We start from the raw sequence: 16771 nt of genomic DNA on the forward strand, positions 1-16771 counted from the left end.
GCATCGCCGCTAAGAACAAGCGCTTGGACGAATGCCTGACTGGCGATCGAGGGCGGCGGCTTAGCCCCGGCCCACGAGGGGTATCGAAGCCTGTGGGAACGCAGCAAAAGGACCGTCGCTTGGCGACGAGCCTTCTACCTGCCGGGCGGGAGAGTGTTGTACCGCCTCGCGACTGGTTAAGCCAAGATGGTTATGACCGCGGCTGACGCCAGCTCTGTCAGCTGATCGCCCGTCGCTAAGGCATACGCGCCGAAACTGTCGGCGACGACGCTGACCCTTCTCGGGTTGCTCGGATTAGAGGAATTGGTCGGACCGGAAAGGCTGCTAAGGCTCGCGGGTCCCCGCATCTGCCGTGACATCGCTTCCGATGCGGACATGCAAGCGGCAACAGCGATCCTGTCCAAAGCCATGCAGGACATCGAGGACCTACCAGTCATCCCCGCGAGGTCGAGGACATCCTGACGACCTCTCCAAGGTCTCCGATGCTTCATCGCCGCGCCTTTCGCCAGCCCGCCGTGCGGCGCTGCGGCTTCAGCGCAGAACCATCGCTCCCCCTTGCCTGCGTGATCACCGTTTCGTCGTAATGCTCTTGCCTCCTACCCCATCCATTGCTTCCTTGTGAAGGCAGGTCAGGCGCGCCATGGAACATAAGTCCCCCCTCACCCATTGTTGATCCGAGGCCGAGGGCGCATTCCGTGACCCTGGTATGGTGCAATGGCCGAAGATCAGAACCCTGTTTCAGCCATAAGCGAGGATGAGACACGCCTTGAGCGACAGGTGACGCCCGCGCCGCGCAACCGCTTCGTCATCGTCATCGGCGCGTCTGCCGGCGGGGTCGAGCCGCTGAAACAGATCGTCGGCGACCTGCCGTCCGATCTGGCGGCGGCGGTGTTCGTGGTGCTGCATGTCGGGCAGGTCAGCTATCTGGCGGAGATCCTCGATCGCGCCGGCCGGCTCAAGACGTTGGTCGCCGAGAACGGCGCCACGTTCAGGACCGGCAAGATCTACGTCGCGCCGCCCGGTTTCCACCTTCTGCTCCATGGCGACCACATGATGTTGCGGCGCGGACCGCGCGAAAACCTTGCCCGGCCGGCCATCGACCCGCTTTTCCGCTCTGCCGCGCTGAGCTACGGCGCTGCCGTCATCGGTGTCCTGTTGTCGGGTTCGCTTTCCGACGGCACGGCGGGCCTGAGGGCGATCAAGGCGGTCGGCGGGCTGGCCCTCGTCCAGCATCCGAAGGACACGCTAGTGCCGGCCATGGTGCAAAGCGCGCTGCACCATGTCGAGGTCGACCACTGCCTGCCCGCGGCTGAACTGGGCGTCTGCCTGGCAAAACTGGCGGCAGAGCCGGCCGGCAAAACCTTGCCCGCCCCGTCAAGCGTCAGGCTGGAAGCGGCGGTCGCCGCTCAGGAGCATTCGACCATGAAAGATGAAGATCGACTCGGCGAATTGTCGGTGTTTACATGTCCGGAATGCCACGGGCCGCTGTGGGAGATCGAAGATGGTGACATGGTTCGCTATCGGTGCCATACCGGCCATGCCTTCACCGCTGACGCGATGATGGAAGCGCAGGCGGTCGAGGCAGACGAGATATTGTGGAGCTTGCTGCGCTCACACCAGCAACGGGCGGCGTTTGCCCGGCGGATGTCCGAACGCGAAAAGAAAAAGTTCCGCTCCGAACTCGCCACGCAGTTGGATGAGCGAGCCAGGGAATATGAGGCGGATGCCGCTGTCATTGAGCGCATTCTGGAAAGCAGGCGGGTGCAGGTAACGGACGATGGCGCAGTCACCGAAGAAGGCAACGGGAAGGAAAAAGCGAGCTAGTCCAGGCGACGGCATCAAAGCGCCTGCCAATGGCTTCTTCCCCCTCATCGGCATAGGCGCGTCGGCGGGCGGTATCGGGGCATTGCAAAAATTCTTTCCCGAGGTTCCAGCCGACAGTGGCTTTGCCTATGTGGTGATCCAGCATCTCGACGCCGAGCATGAAAGCGTGCTCGCTAGCATCATCCAGCGCTGCACCTCGATCGAAACGCAGACCGCAGCCGAGGGCATAGAGATCGAGCCGGACAAGATCTACGTGATCCCGCCTGGGGTTTCGGTGACTGTCGAGGACCATCGCTTTCACGTCGCCAAGATGGCGACCACGCGCGCCCGGCGAACGCCGATCGACGACTTCTTCACCTCGCTTGCCCACGAGCAGTCCGAAAACGCCGCCGGGGTCATTCTCTCGGGAACCGGCAGCGACGGCACGATTGGCCTGAGGGCGATCAAGGAACGCGGCGGGCTCACGCTGGCGCAGGAAAGCGCCGAATATGATGGCATGATGCGCAGCGCCGTCCAGAGCGGCCTGGTCGACATGGTGCTTCCGGCCGAGCAGATGGCCGGCAAACTGGTGAGTTATTTTCGCCATTCGAGCCGCTCTGACGGCGAGCGCGATCGCCACAATCGCGACGTCGCCGAACAGCTTTCGCGGATCGCCGCCTTGCTTCGCATGCGCACCGGCCATGATTTCAGCGGCTACAAGGACAACACCATCCTGAGGCGCATCCAGCGCCGCATGCAGGTGCTGCAGATCGACGATCCGGCCGCCTTCTACGAACGGTTGCGCGAGGAGCCGCAGCAGGTCGATCTCCTGTTCCAGGATCTCCTGATCGGTGTGACCAGCTTCTTCCGCGACGCGCATGCCTTCGATGCGCTGGAGCGGCTTGTCGTTCCAAAGCTCTTCGAGGGCCGCAAGCCCGACGAGACGATCAGGGTCTGGGTGCCGGGCTGCGCCACCGGCGAGGAAGCCTATTCGATCGCCATGCTGCTCAAGGAGAACGCGCCGCGCGGTGCCGCTTCGCCCAACCTGCAGATATTCGCCACCGACATCGACGAGCGTGCGTTGGAAGTGGCGCGCGCCGGTCGTTATCCCGCGACCATCGCAACCGACATCACGCCGAAGCGGCTGAAGGAATTCTTCTCGCGCGAGGACGGCACTTATCGTGTCGCGTCCGAGCTTCGCGAGGTATGCTTGTTTTCGTCGCATAATCTGCTGCGCGACCCGCCCTTTTCCAAGCTCGACCTGGTCGCCTGCCGCAACCTTCTAATCTACATGGGTCCGGAACTGCAGGAGAAGATCGTTCCAATCTTTCACTACGCCTTGCGCAACAACGGCTATCTCTTCCTCGGATCCTCCGAGAACGTCACTCGTCACGTGCGCCTGTTCTCGACAGTCGACAAGCCGAGCCGCCTGTTCCAGAAGCGTGCTGGCGTCACGGCGCAGCGGCTGCCCGAATTCCCGCTCGCCGCCGCGACCCGGCAGGCCCCTCATGTGCGCCAACGCGCGACCGGCGGAACCCTCCAGGAGAGCGCCGAACGGCTTCTGCTCGACCGCTATTCGCCCGCCTATGTAGTCATCAACGCGGCCGGCGAGCTGATCCACAGCTCGGGCGGCACCGGGAAATATCTGGAGCTCGCCGCCGGCGCTCCCGACTCCAACGTCTTTTCCATGGCCCGGCGCGGCCTGCGGATGGACCTGAGGGCCGCTCTGCATAAGGCGGTGAGCACGGGCCAGGTGGCGATCCAGAACAAGATCACAGTCGGCACCAACGGCGGCCGCCAAACAATCAGCCTTGTCGTGCAACCGCTGCCGACCGAGAGCGGTGCGGACCCACTCTATATGCTGGTGTTTCGTGATGTCGGCGGTATCAAGCCGGAGTCCGAAAGCGAGCCCGTCCATACCACCGACGATGTCGAAAGCGCCAATGTCAGCCAGCTCGAGAAGGAGCTAAGGGAGACCAGGGAGCGCCTGCAGATCACGACAGAGGAGCTCGAATCCTCCAATGAGGAGTTGAAATCCTCCAACGAGGAGCTGTCTTCGATCAACGAGGAGCTGCAGTCTTCCAACGAGGAGCTGGAGACCTCCAAGGAGGAGCTGCAGTCGATCAACGAGGAACTGCAGACCGTCAACGCCGAGCTCAACATCCGCGTCGACGAGCTCAGCCGCGCCAACAACGACATGGCGAACCTGCTCGAAAGCACGCAGATCGCGACCGTGTTCCTCGACCGCGACCTCTGCATCAAGAGCTTCACGCCGACGGCGCGGGACCTGTTCAGGCTGGTCGAAAGCGATGTCGGCCGGCCGCTCGCGCATGTCCGTCCGCGGTTTCTCGCCGACGGCCTGCAGTCCGACATTGAGCAGGTGCTGCAGAAGCTTGGCACCATCGAGCGGCAGGTGGAAGGCATCGACAATGGCAGACGCTACATCATGCGCGTGATGCCATACCGCACCGTCGACAATGTCATCGCCGGCGTGGTCGTCACCTTTGTCGACGTCACCCGGATCGCCCGGGCGGAAGAAAAGATCGGCGCGCTTTCGCACGACCTGCGCAACCGCGTCGAAAGCCTGGAAACCCTGCTCGATCTTGTGCCTGTCGGCATCTTCATTGCCGAGGACGGCAACGGCGAAGAGATCCGCGGCAACCGCCACGCGGTGGAGCTCGCCGGTCGGCCCGCCACGGACGGCAAGCTCAGTTCCATGCCCGCCATTCTGCCGCTGATGATGAACGGCACCGTGGTCGACGCCGCTGATCAACCCTTGATGAAGGCGATGCGGACAGGCAAGCCCATTCCCGGTTTCGAGGCGCGGATCGCGCGCACCAAGGGCGGCAGCGTCGACGTCATGATGTCGGCCAATCCGTTGTTCGACGAGCTTGGCAAGGTGCGCGGAGCGATTGCTGCCGTAATCGACATATCCAGCCACAAGGATGCCGAGCGCAACCAGGAGCGGCTGCTGCACGAATTGCAGCATCGCGTGAAGAACATCCTCGCCACTGTCACCGCGCTCACCTCTCGCATGGTGCGTTCATCGGGCACGCTCAACGATTTCGCGAGCGCCTTCCACGCTCGCCTGCAGGCGATGGCCCGCACGCACGAGTTGCTGGCTTCCTACCAATGGGGAGGCGCCGATCTCGAAAAGCTGGTGCGGGCGACCCTGTCTCCCTATGGCGGCAAGGAAGGCCAGAGCCTCGTCGTTCAGGGCGAGCCGTTCCAGCTCAATGCCAGCGCGGCTGCCACGCTCGGCCTGGTCTTCTTCGAGCTGGCCAGCAACGCCGCCAAATACGGCGCGCTTGCCACCGAAAAAGGCCGCGTGGAGGTTTCCTGGCGCGTCGATGGATCGCAAATGCTGTCGATCGCCTGGAAAGAGAGCGGCGGACCGAGGGTGAAGGAGCCGTCGAAGACAAGCTTTGGAACCACTTTCATCCAGCAGAGTTTGGAGTACGAGCTAGGTGGAAATGTGGATCTGCGTTTCAAAAGGGCCGGCCTGGAGTGCTTGTTGAGCATTCCGCTGCCCAAGTCGGCAATGATCGACTATTTATCCCTGCCTGCTCCAGGCAAGGTATGAATGAGCAAACGTCTCTTTCAGGGCTCAACGTTCTCGTCGTCGAGGATGCGTTCCTTGTCGCGCTGGACCTTTGCGATCAGTTGACGGATTCGGGATGCCAGGTGATCGGGCCCGCCGCCTCGGTGGAGCAGGCCCTGCGCGAGATTGATGGCGTCGAACTCGATGGCGCCGTCCTGGACGTCAATCTGAATGGCGAGCGGAGCTTTCCGATAGCCGAATTGCTGACCGCGCGCGGCATCCCCTTCCTGTTCCTGACCGGCTATGACAGCTCGACCGTCTTTCCCGATGCGTTCCGGCAATCGCCAAGATTGTCGAAGCCCGTTGACCCCAAGGCGTTGACCGAGGCGGTCGCACATTTCCGCAGGCACGACGGCTTCAGCTGACCCCTGTGCCGTTCCACCGAATGAACGCACTTCCTTCCCGGTGACGTCTCGCACCGTTTTCAACAGCGTCTCATGCGGGACTTGGAGCGACCGGTAGTGATCGCATTGCGGTCATATCAGCGGGCCGACGATGCTTAGATGCAGCCGCTCCGCTGCTGCCAGGAATTGTCTGAGTTGCTCGGCCCTGCCTAGTGGCGACCTTCTGCGAGGATCGCTCCACCTCATTATTCCTATGGAGTCGCCTTAGTAAGGGCAGCCTATGCTCACCGAATATCGTCAGGCGGCGTTCGATTCCGCATATCCCGCAGGCGTTTTCACCCCGCCCGTCCCATCGCACTCAGCGCATGTCACGGTAATTCCAGGACATCTGTGCTGATGCGTGCCCGCCGGGCAGCAATGACCGTTCGAGCTTCGCCATCTCGGACAATCAAACATCGTGCCGGTGCCACCGCAGCCTTGGCACTCGTCGATTTTAAGTAACGCCAACCCCATTTTGCCCAACCATGCATGCGCTGCCTGGGAACGCTGCTAGTCCACGTTCCACAGCGGGTCCCCACCCGCCAAATAATGACATTACCGTAGGGCAATTAAGGATTTTCTAAAACAGAGAATTTGGGGATTGTTTCCAATGCCTGTTGAAAGCCGCAAATTGTTCTGGGAAACGATGGGCGACACACCGCACCACCTTGGGACTGTCCATCAGGCGGTTGATATACCCTCGCGCCGCCACAAGTTCGAGGCTCCACGAGCCACAGCGCTCGGCGGCGTTTCGAAACCCTTGGCTTACTTCGGCAAACTCAATTTCCATAGCAGTCGAGCGTCATGCTGCTCCTCCGATGGGTGCCCGTTTTGCCAATTCAACCACGGCGCCAGAGACGGGAATAGGAAGGCGTCAAGGCGCACGCCGTTGTTTGGGGTAGCATGGGCGGTGCCTGCTCTGCTTCCCAGGCCGGCGCAAGGAAATAATAGCGGACCGTTGCATTATCGGGCAGCACCCGGATCAGCACCGAAACGTCAGCCCCCAACAGCCGGCGCTTGCGGGATGGCCAGTGAGAGTATCCGTATCCGATCGGGACAATCCGGCGGGCGTCGCCATATTGGTTGCCTGAAGGCCGAATGAAGCCGGTGCGGGTCATCGTAAGCATTCCGGAGGATGTCCTCCACCAGATCAACCAAGCGGAACGTCATGGTTACAGCCCTCCGGCTTTCTGACTGCCGCTGCGAAAATGGCGATGCGGACCGAGGCGGCTTGGCGCTTTCGCAACCTGATTCAAGCCGAAGCGTTATCGTGCTGTTCGCGCAAGGCGTTTGCAGTTTGGCGACCACGATCCTCAAGAGCCGAGAAACCATGTCTTACTTCGTGAGGAACGCCGCCTACGTTCCGCCGCAATGCGCCAGCAACTGGCAACCATTCGCCCCCAATTTCAATCTCTGGGGCGCTTCAGAGGAGTTCTAGAGATGATCATCAAGAAGGCTATTCTGGCAGTGCTGATGACCGCGGCCCTTGCCGGCTGCGAGACGCAGACCGAAAGCCAGCAGCGGGCCACCACCGGCGCGCTGGTTGGCGGCGCCGGCGGCGCATTGGTCGGCCAAGCGATCGGCGGCAACACCAAGAGCACAGTCATCGGCGCGGCCGGCGGCGCGCTGCTCGGCGCGGTCGTCGGCTCGGCCACGACGCCGCAGCGCCGCGGCGAGCAGCTCTGCCGCTATCAGGATCGCTATGGCCGCATCTACACCGCGCCCTGCGACGACCGGTACTACAACGGCGACTATTGAGCCCAGACATTTGACTGGGGAGGCCGGCGTTTGGCGCTGGCCTCCTCGTAGCGTCATTCTTTGTACGGTTCTCGATGTAGAAGGAGTCTGGCGGCGGGACCTGCGGAGGATTGAACGACAAACCTGCCGGCACCCTGAAAATCCGAAGCAAGCAAGGGGTGAAGCGGCTGATCGGCTACGAGAGCCGCAACTGGCTGACGCATCCGCCGGATCGAGGCGTTGCCTTTCTCGAGGCGGGCCGGGGGCGGCGGTGGAGAACATCCATGCCATGACCCGCCCGCGCGGCTGGGCGATGGTCGCCACCCCGTTCCTGTTCAGGGTCCATGCCCAAGCCGCACGACTACAACCATCGGACGCCGGGCTGAAGCAATTGATGGTCAAAAGGCGGCTTTGCTGAGGAGCCATGGCGCATTTCGGCGCGCCCCGTGTGGGCCTATGGGCTGTGGCGGGTTTCGTCGATATTATCTTCGTGGGCACATCGTGCGCCGGCGTGCTGGCGGCGATCTGATATGTCGGATACGGCCCGCGCCGCTTTCCGAAAGCAAGGTTTGGCGGCGGCGCCCTTGCCGTCATCCGGCGTGTCGTCGGTCTCCTCCCCAGTGGCAATGCGCATACGCGGACTGCGTTGCCGATCACGTCGGCTGGTCGCTTCCGGCCTTTAGGTCCGGTTGGCATTCAGGCTATCTTAGCAGCAATGAGGGCTTGGGCCAGCGGACCAAGTTCCTCGATCATCTCTGATGCAGGGATGCGCGCCTCACTCGCTGCCATGTTCAGGTTGAACAAATGGGTTCCCATGCTCAATCCCTTCAGGTCTGGGTGGTTCAGACTGCTGGCAACGTATTTGTCGAACAGTTGGCGTGCGCGTTCCGACATCACACATCCTCGTGCTTTCCGCTAAGCATAGGCGGTTTCGCCTAGGGCTTCAAACACCACGTCAATTTTCTGAAATTCAAACTGAGACAGTCCCCAGGACCTGCGCGGCTGGCTCGACGGTCGTGTAGGTATAACTCGGCAGTTGAGCAAACGCGCAAGGGGGGACTAGGCGGAGGCTGTTCTCACGTGTGGCAAGGGCAACCTTTTGGCGGGCCAGCTATATGCCGTAGCCGGCCTTACAATGGTCGGAGAGTATCTTGTGGCGGTTCTACCTCACGGCTGGGCTGGACGAGGCTGCTTTGCAGAGTCAGATTCTCTTCGCCATAGTGACGGACAGCGTTAGATCAGGTTGCGGGGACGCTATGACCCACCTTGGGAAGATCCCTCCGATGACTCGGGCAACCGATCGCGTATGGCTTCCTCGGTTTTTTCTACCGTCGATTTCACGACTTTGCCGACCTGGCCTGCTAGCGTGCCGGCATCTCCACCAGAGCCTTGCCGGTCCGCCTCTTCCTTGACAGTATCGTAGGCTTCGGCGGCGACTTGCTTTACCTGCTCAAGGCCTGTTTCGAAAGCCTTCTCTGCGGTGTCGCGAAGTTTGTCGCTGTAGCCGCCAAGCTGTTCATCCTCCGTGGTCGTGCGGGGCAGCATCGTGCCCAGGGCAGTGCCAAGGACAAGGCCAACTGCTGCGACTGCCAGCGGTTCTCGTTCCAATATATCCTGTGCCGATTGACGTGCCCGGGCCTTCATCTCACTAGCGCCTGATCCAAGCTGCCCGGCCGAACCCGTGATCCCCTCCATTGCGCCCGTTGCGGCGTTGGCTGCAGTTGTGATCGCATCGCTTGCGGCTGATGCAACTGAGTCCGCAGTATCGGAGAGCATCGCCGCAATTCCGGAACCTTCGCTGTCCTCATTGAGCTCATCGACGGGTCGGTCGGACAGGGAGTCGCTTGGCCTCATGCCTGTATGGTTGCCAGCCGCTGAAGTGGTCGCTGACGCCCCGTTGCCAAGCATTAGCCAGGCCAGGCCGGCTCCAACCAACGTTAGCGGCAGCGGGTTGTCCCTGACCTGCGCCTTGAGATTGCCAAGCATGACGGCTCCCTCCCCGCCGGCAAACATTCCGGCAAATTCATCGATCAATTGACCGGGAGTCATCCTGCTGCGGATGGAATCAGCGGTGTCCACGACTTTCGCCCGGGCGATATCGGCATCTCGTTCCAGCTCGGCTGCGGATTTCTCGCTCATTTTATTTGTTCCTTGATCACGCGTGCGTCACGCTTGAGTTGGTCTTGTGTCCGATCCGGCGTCAGCTCAGAAGGGGCCATGCTTGCTGTGCCGCTGCGCAACAGAAAGATGCCCAGAATTGCGACAGCGATCCCGACGAGAAGCGAGGACCACCCCGGTCCCAGACCGGCATTCGCCAATGCGATCACGAGAGCTTGCAAGAGCACGATCAAGGCGGCGAGAATGCAAATCGCGCCGCCCAAAAACTCGACCGCACCCGCGCCGACCTTGCTCAGGCTTTCCGACATCTCAGCCCGCAATAGCCTGCTTTCGGTTTGAAGCAGCGTCGTGACCTGCTGTGCCAGATCGCCGATGAGGGTGGTGAGACCGCGATTGTCCTGATTACCGATCATGGCTCTCCTCCGTGCTTGCGGCCCAGTTGTCGCCAGCCGGGCTGGAGCGGGGCTGCGTCGGTTCAGTTGTTCCCGACGGCCGCGATCCAAAACTCTCGACAGGGCGTGATGAGCTCTTGATGAACCTCCCCAGCGCCAAGCCTGCCAACACTGAACCGGCGATCAGCGCCCCGGAATTTTCGCGGCCGAACGATTGGATCTCGCCAAGAACCTCTTCGAATGGCTTGTCCCGTAATGAAGTTGAAAGCCGTTCGAGGCCGCCCGCGGCATCGAGGACGAACTTCGATGCGGTTCGTTGATCGTTGTTGGCAAGGTGTTCGCTTGCCGCTCGCAGCGCTCCGCCAAAGACCCTCAGGTTGGCGCTGACATCGTGTTGTGTTCCCTCGGCCTTGTTGAACAACGCCTGCTTTGCTTCCGAGGCATAGTCGCTCGCCTTTCTGGTGAGTTCATCGCGAGCACTATGCAGCGCTTCTGTCGCGGTCTGCGTTGCCTGCTGGAAGGTTTCGGACAGTTCGCTTTTGGCTGTTTCGAAATCGGCCGGCTTACGGCCGTGATCGTCTTCGCGCTGCATGGGATCTCCTAATGGATTCCGAGGAAGGAGAGGATCGCAAGCACGACGACGACAAAGCCTATCAGGTAAATGACGCTGTTCATGGCGGCAATCTCCTCGATTGGATATCGAACTTACCGGCGACCATCAGGTTCCATCCGTTTTCACTAAATTAGCGAGATCGATTCCTGCGACTCATCCGCCGAGCCGCGCGCGGGGTCGCTAGCGCCCTGTGCCAAGGCGCTTACCGTGCCGCTTCGATGGTGCCCAAGTGGATGCCGAGGGAACTGTTTCTGAGCTGAGATGCAGGGAAAGTCTCACCGAGACAACAGTCGTCCCCACCCTCTTCTAGAGCTTGACGGCCGGTTCCCTCCCCCAGAGACGCAGTCTCCGGCAGGATTGCACGAACGTGTTTATCCCGCTCACTCCGTCGAGCGATATCAGCCCTTCGTCTGCGTCGGTTGCAACCCCGGCTTTGACAAAAAGCGGGGAGGAAGACTGGACAAAGGCGATGAACTTGAGATGAGCAAAGGCGTCCGCCACGAAGTCCCGCGCTGCTGACTCTCTGGCTAGCCGATCTGCTCCCTCTTCCGACAACAGGACAGCTATGGCATCGAACAGGACGGAGGGTCCTCCGTCGATCATATGCCTGGCTTCGATCCAGCTTCCATCCCCGGCTTCGACACCGCCGACTTTCGGGGCAACCACCTCTATCGTCGCACCTTCCTTCTCAATCGCCGATTGCAGCTTCTTCAGCAACGCGGCATCGGTGCCGGAACTCACCAGCACGCCGACCTTGCGTCCCGCGAAACTGTCTGGCCCATTCTCGATTATGCTGAGCGCCGGTGAGGGTTCGAGATCGTCCCTTGGCACGACAGCGGCATCCGCCGGCTTGGGCATTTCTTGTATGCCGAGCTTGCCAGCGACGGTCACGCCCAATCCTTCGTCGATATTGAGGAGATGCGAGACCATCCGCTCGCGGATGACTGGGGTCTCCACCTTGCTCAGTTCGAAGGTCAAAGCCATTGCGATGTGACGTTGTTCGGGTGGCGTCTGGCTGTTGAAGAATTGCCGCGCCTGGCTGTAGTGATCGGCGAAACTTTCCGCCCGCAGGCGGACTTTCTGGCCTTCCTCCGCGTCCGCAAAAGACCGAAATCCGCGCTGTGGTGACTCCCTGGGTCCTTCTCCGAAAGAGTTCGGCTGGTAGTTCGCCCGGCCAACAGGGTTGCGCATTGCCATATGCCCATCTTGCTGGAAGTGGTGGAAAGGACATTTGGGCGCATTGATCGGAATATGGGTGAAGTTCGCACTGCCAAGGCGTTTCAGCTGCGTGTCCAGATACGAGAAGTTCCGCCCCTGAAGCAGCGGGTCGTTCGAGAAGTCGACGCCAGGTGGAACGTTTTGCGTCATGAATGCTACCTGCTCGGTCTCGGCAAAGAAATTGTCCGGCATGCGGTCGAGAACGAGGCGACCGACAGGAATTGGCTCGAGCTCTTCCTCCGGAATGATCTTCGTCGGATCCAGGACGTCAAAAGCGAAACTGTCGGCGAAGGCCTGGTCGAAGAGTTGAACCCGCAGCTCCCACTCAGGGAAATTGCCCGACTGGATTGCCTGCCACAGATCGCGGCGATGGAAATCCGGATCGGCGCCGTTGATCTTCACGGCCTCGTTCCAGACCACCGACTGCAAGCCAAGCTTCGGCTTCCAGTGAAACTTGACGAAGGTCGACTCATCCTTCGCGTTCAGGAAGCGAAAGGTGTGCACCCCGAACCCTTCCATGAATCGGAAGGAGCGCGGGATAGCGCGATCCGACATCACCCACATGATCATGTGCATGGATTCGGGCGTCAGCGAAATAAAATCCCAGAAATTGTCATGCGCGGACTGGGCTTGGGGAAAGGCCCGGTCCGGCTCCTCCTTGACGGCATGCACCATGTCCGGAAACTTGATGGCGTCCTGGATGAAGAAGACCGGGATGTTATTGCCGACGATGTCCCAGTTCCCTTCTTTGGTGTAGAGCTTGACCGCGAAGCCCCGGACGTCGCGCGCCAGATCGAACGAGCCCTTGGATCCGGCAACGGTGGAGAACCGGACGAAGGCCGGCGTCTTCTCGCCGGCGCGCTGAAAGATGTCGGCGCGGGTGTATTTGGCGAGCGAGTCATAGGTTTCGAAATAGCCGTGCGCGCCGTAGCCACGAGCATGCACGACACGCTCGGGAATCCGCTCGTGGTCGAAGTGGAAAATCTTCTCGCGGAAGTGGAAATCTTCCAGGACCGTCGGCCCCCGCTCGCCGATCCTCAGCGAGTTCTGGTCATCCGAGACCAAGCCGCCCTGCGCAGTGGTGAGCACTGCGTTGTCATCCCCTGCGATCTGGTGAAGCTCTCCCCCATTGCCCCGCACAAGCTTTTGGTCATGGATTATCGCGGACTTGCCTGAGGGCCGTTTTGCCGTCTTTACCATTGTGATTTTCCCAAGGATCGAGGAGCAGGTTGAACTCTCTCAATGCCGGGGTGCACTCTAGGTTCCTGAAAACTCCAGACCTGCGGAAAGGTCTCGCATCTCGAGCACGTCGAGTTTTTCGTTGAATGGAGCGCAAGAGGCTTTGGGATCCGCGGGGGCAGCCGGTCTCGTCGGAAGCCGCCGCTTGCCCCTGCGTCGACGGCACTAGCCGTCCTGCGCCTAGCCGACTAGCCAATGCGACCGATGTCCACGAAATCTCCTCGGGGAACCAGCGTCGCAGTCGAAGGTTCTTGGTGATGGCAAATCACCCAATCTATGAGCGTGCTCACCTCGATCGGCACGTTGATCTCTCGTCCCGCCGCCTACCTGGCTCGCGGGAACGTGTGCGGCGCGCTTGCGTTATCTGGGACGCTTGGAACATAGGTTCGGAGACCTGAGAAGGCGGGTTATGAAAAACCCAGAGGCGTACGCCCCGCTGCACGCGAGCTTCCTCCTGAACGCTATACCAGGCCAGGGGCGCCGGGGAACTCGACGCAAGTCGGCGCAGGACATCAATCACCATGAGGTGGGAGCGTGGCCGTTCGCGCGCCTTGGAGCAAGACGATTACATGCTCCACTTGAGGAGAAGCCTGGCCTGCCTCAGGCAGATGGGGTTAAAAATGACATTGAAGACTAGCTCGGCCATTTCCAAGCCCTACAGCGGGCCGGCCGGCGGCTGGGGTTCAGCCAAATCCGTGGCTGCGATCATTTTGAGAGAACGCGTCCCCTTGAAAGGACCAAGATTGCTTTCGACCCAGAACCGGCCGGAAGGCTACATGTGTGTCAGTTGCGCCTGGGCAAAACCTTCACAACCGCATCCACTCGAATTCTGCGAAAACGGCGCGAAGGCGACCGCGTGGGAAATCACCTCCCGCAGGGCCGACCCCGAATTCTTCGCCGGAAAGCCGCTGAGCGAACTGGAGCTTTGGCCAGATCATGATCTGGAGGAACAGGGCCGGCTGACCCAGCCGCTGCGCTGGGACGCGGCCAGTGACAAATATGTCCCGGTGGCGTGGTCAGAGGCGTTCGAGGAGATCGGCAGGGAGCTTCGCGCGCTCGATCCGCATCAGGTCGACCTCTACACCTCCGGCCGAGCGTCGCTCGAAGCGAGCTACATGTACCAGTTGTTCGCGCGCATGTACGGCAGCAACAACCTGCCTGACAGCTCCAACATGTGCCACGAGAGCTCCTCGGTGGCGCTTCCAGAAAGCATCGGCGCCTCTGTCGGCACGGCTATTTTGTCGGACTTTGAAAACACCGACTGTATTTTCTATATCGCGCAAAACGTGGGTACGTCGTCACCTCGCCTGCTCCACGACCTTCAGGATGCCGTCAATCGTGGCGTGAAGATCATCACCTTCAATCTGCTGCGCGAACGCGGCTTGGAACGCTTCGTCAACCCGCAGTCGCCAGCCCAGATGCTGACCGGGAAAGAGACGCAGATTTCCTCGGAATATTATCAGGTCAACAATGGCGGCGACATCGCGGCGTTGTTCGGCGTCTGCAAGGCGCTCATCGAAGCCGACGACGCCCTGAAGGCATCTGGAGACAGGCGCGTGGCGGGAGAGGACGGCAAGCAGAAGGACCCGAACAATGCGGCGATGGTCGCTTTCGCCGCCTCGATGGCTTCAGCCGACAAAAAGCACGTGCTCGATCATGATTTCATCAAGCAGCATACTGCCGGATTCGAGGAATTTGCCCAAGCTGCCCGCGATCACAAATGGAGCGAATTGGAGCGTGTATCCGGGCTCAGCCGCGACCAGATGATGCAAGCAGCGGCCACCTATGCGAAATCCGATGCCGTCATGATGGTATACGGCATGGGGCTGACGCAGCACCTCATGGGTGTCCAGAACGTCCATATGGTTTGCAATCTCGCACTCCTGCGGGGGAACATTGGCAAGCCTGGAGCCAATATCTGCGCCGTACGCGGCCATTCCAATGTTCAGGGACAACGCACCGTCGGGATTACCGAAAAGCCCGGGCTGGCGCCGCTGGACAAGCTTTCCGAACTTTACGGGTTCGAGCCGCCGCGCTGGACGGGCCGAACCACAGTCGAAACCTGCGAAGCCATCATGAACGGCCAGTCCCGCGCCTTCATCGGCCTTGGCGGGAACTTCTTGAAAGCGGTGCCTGATACCGCCGCCATGGAAGAGGGGTGGCGCAAACTGCGTCTGAGCGTGCAGATCGCGACCAAGCTTAACCGCAGCCACGTATTGCATGGCGAGATTGCATATCTCCTGCCCTGCCTCGGTCGCATCGAACTCGACCAGCAAGCGACGGGACCGCAGGCCGTGTCCATCGAAAGTTCCATTGCCCATTTCCACGGATCGCGCGGCAAAGCTAGGCCCGCCAGTACCGCGCTGCTATCGGAGCCTGCAATCATCGCCGGGATAGCCAAGGCCACGCTCGGCGAAACCAAGGTTCCGTGGGACACCTGGGTCGGCAACTACGCCGAGATACGAAACGCCATCGAGCGGACGTACCCGGAAACCTTCAAGGACTTCAACGAGCGGATGTTCAAACCGGGTGGCTTTGCCAGGCCGCTGCCGGCACGCGAACGCAAGTGGGTGACCAAAAGCGGAAAGGCAAATTTCATCACGCCAGCCAAACTCTTTCCTGAATTCTCAACCTCTGGCAGGGCCGACGTTCTGCACCTTGCAACGCTGCGATCCAACGATCAGTTCAACACCACGATCTACGGCTACAGTGACCGCTTTCGCGGCGTTGAAGGCACGCGCCGAATTATATTCATGAACGGGGAAGACATCCTCCGACTAGGCTTCGCCGATGGGGAGATCGTCGATGTGACCACGGCGATCGATGACAATGTCGCCCGCACGGTCACCGGTCTGAAGATCGTTCCCTACAATATCCCGAAGGGCTGTTGCGGGGCGTATTATCCCGAAACCAACCCTCTCTTTCCCTTGGCGCATCACGACCCGAAGTCGAAGACGCCGTCCTACAAGCTTTTGCCAGTCCGTCTCAGCCGATCACACCTAACTCCCGTTGGTTGACCCCCAGGGCAGAGGAACGCTTGACAGAGAGGGTTTTCAGCATTGCGAAGTCGGTCCTGGCGGTTGCGGTTCTCCTGTCCCTCGCCAGCGCAGGTGGGGTGCTTGGCTATTTGCGGCAGCCAAGAGAGCTCCGTTTCGAACCGCCGGTTGCAGCTGATCTCGACTGGTTCCGCCTCATGTCCAACGGCATCGGGGGCACGCCGCCCGAGAGCTATTTCGCACTTGGCAAGCCATACGAGGCTGACGCCTACAATCTAAGCCAGGGCAAGCGGCTTTATGCCTGGTTCGGTTGCGGTACCTGTCATGGTGACGGTCGCGGCGGGGTCGGTCCGTCCTTCCTCGATGGCTGGTGGCTTTATGGGCCTGAGATGGTTTCCATCGTGGCTTCCATTCGTGACGGCCGCCCGCACGGTATGCCCGCGTTTCGCGACCGCCTGACCATCGAGCAAATTTGGCAGCTTGCGGGATATGTCCAGACGATCGGTTCCTACAGCCCGAAGGTGGCGGCACCCAGTCGCAACGACGACAAACAAACTCGCCCGGCCGAGAATCGCGGTCCGGCGATAATCCTTTTCGACGAGGGACCAGTAGGCGTCCACCCGGATCAGGGACCCTCGCCTTGAGAAATGTTCGCCTTATTCTGCTTTCAA

The 16771-nt window shown here is 60.8% G+C and carries 13 protein-coding genes; 6 read left to right on the forward strand and 7 right to left on the reverse strand.

Annotated features, from left to right (window positions below; all coding sequences use genetic code 11):
- Positions 1 to 738: 738 nt before the first annotated feature.
- The gene (locus EN857_RS35765) at positions 739 to 906 is read right to left on the reverse strand and encodes a hypothetical protein (protein ID WP_245511332.1); all 168 of its coding nucleotides are present in this window, start codon (positions 904 to 906) and stop codon (positions 739 to 741) included.
- On the opposite strand from EN857_RS35765, the gene EN857_RS16450 reads away from it, so the two are divergent.
- Genes EN857_RS16450 through EN857_RS16460 form a run of 3 tightly spaced genes read left to right on the forward strand, consistent with a single transcriptional unit; the run spans position 865 to position 5769 of the window.
- Positions 865 to 1824, forward strand: coding sequence for a chemotaxis protein CheB (locus EN857_RS16450; RefSeq protein WP_245511331.1), 960 nt, complete (start codon positions 865 to 867; stop codon positions 1822 to 1824). The two genes, EN857_RS35765 and EN857_RS16450, sit on opposite strands and share 42 nt — an antisense overlap.
- Entirely contained in the window at positions 1778 to 5386 is a 3609-nt protein-coding gene (locus tag EN857_RS16455) for a CheR family methyltransferase (protein WP_135858880.1), read from the forward strand. The genes EN857_RS16450 and EN857_RS16455 overlap by 47 nt, the downstream gene beginning before the upstream one ends.
- Positions 5311 to 5769, forward strand: a complete 459-nt coding sequence (locus EN857_RS16460; RefSeq protein ID WP_245511327.1) for a response regulator — start codon at positions 5311 to 5313, stop codon at positions 5767 to 5769. Before EN857_RS16455 ends, EN857_RS16460 begins: the two co-directional genes overlap by 76 nt.
- Positions 5770 to 6626: 857 nt before the next feature.
- Here EN857_RS16460 and EN857_RS16475 read toward each other — a convergent pair.
- Positions 6627 to 6905 carry a hypothetical protein gene (locus EN857_RS16475; RefSeq protein WP_127391136.1) on the reverse strand — a complete coding sequence of 93 codons (279 nt, stop codon included), beginning with the start codon at positions 6903 to 6905 and terminating at the stop codon, positions 6627 to 6629.
- A gap of 322 nt (positions 6906 to 7227) precedes the next feature.
- On the opposite strand from EN857_RS16475, the gene EN857_RS16480 reads away from it, so the two are divergent.
- Positions 7228 to 7545, forward strand: a complete 318-nt coding sequence (locus EN857_RS16480; protein ID WP_127282295.1) for a YMGG-like glycine zipper-containing protein — start codon at positions 7228 to 7230, stop codon at positions 7543 to 7545.
- 675 nt (positions 7546 to 8220) lie between these two features.
- On the opposite strand, the gene EN857_RS16495 is transcribed toward EN857_RS16480, so the two are convergent.
- The 5 genes from EN857_RS16495 to EN857_RS16515 form a co-directional block, all read right to left on the reverse strand.
- Positions 8221 to 8418, reverse strand: a complete 198-nt coding sequence (locus EN857_RS16495; protein ID WP_127282294.1) for a hypothetical protein — start codon at positions 8416 to 8418, stop codon at positions 8221 to 8223.
- Between the two features lie 360 nt (positions 8419 to 8778).
- Complete coding sequence (locus EN857_RS16500; RefSeq protein WP_127391135.1) at positions 8779 to 9663, reverse strand: hypothetical protein; 885 nt, start codon at positions 9661 to 9663, stop codon at positions 8779 to 8781.
- A complete protein-coding gene (locus tag EN857_RS16505) occupies positions 9660 to 10055 on the reverse strand; it encodes a phage holin family protein (RefSeq protein ID WP_187331242.1) in 396 nt (131 codons plus the stop codon). Before EN857_RS16505 ends, EN857_RS16500 begins: the two co-directional genes overlap by 4 nt.
- Entirely contained in the window at positions 10045 to 10626 is a 582-nt protein-coding gene (locus tag EN857_RS16510; RefSeq protein WP_187331243.1) for a hypothetical protein, read from the reverse strand. Before EN857_RS16510 ends, EN857_RS16505 begins: the two co-directional genes overlap by 11 nt.
- Before the next feature lie 327 nt (positions 10627 to 10953).
- The gene (locus tag EN857_RS16515) at positions 10954 to 13065 is read right to left on the reverse strand and encodes a catalase (protein WP_128272312.1); all 2112 of its coding nucleotides are present in this window, start codon (positions 13063 to 13065) and stop codon (positions 10954 to 10956) included.
- A 659-nt stretch (positions 13066 to 13724) separates the two neighbouring features.
- On the opposite strand from EN857_RS16515, the gene EN857_RS16520 reads away from it, so the two are divergent.
- Together EN857_RS16520 and EN857_RS16525 are read left to right on the forward strand one after the other, a co-directional pair.
- Positions 13725 to 16121: an FdhF/YdeP family oxidoreductase gene (locus EN857_RS16520; RefSeq protein ID WP_127391133.1), complete on the forward strand. Its 2397-nt coding sequence runs from the start codon at positions 13725 to 13727 to the stop codon at positions 16119 to 16121.
- 74 nt (positions 16122 to 16195) lie between these two features.
- Complete coding sequence (locus EN857_RS16525) at positions 16196 to 16744, forward strand: cytochrome c (protein WP_127391141.1); 549 nt, start codon at positions 16196 to 16198, stop codon at positions 16742 to 16744.
- Positions 16745 to 16771: the final 27 nt, after the last annotated feature.

The sequence above is a fragment of the Mesorhizobium sp. M4B.F.Ca.ET.214.01.1.1 genome (assembly GCF_004791545.1).
Lineage (GTDB): Bacteria > Pseudomonadota > Alphaproteobacteria > Rhizobiales > Rhizobiaceae > Mesorhizobium > Mesorhizobium abyssinicae.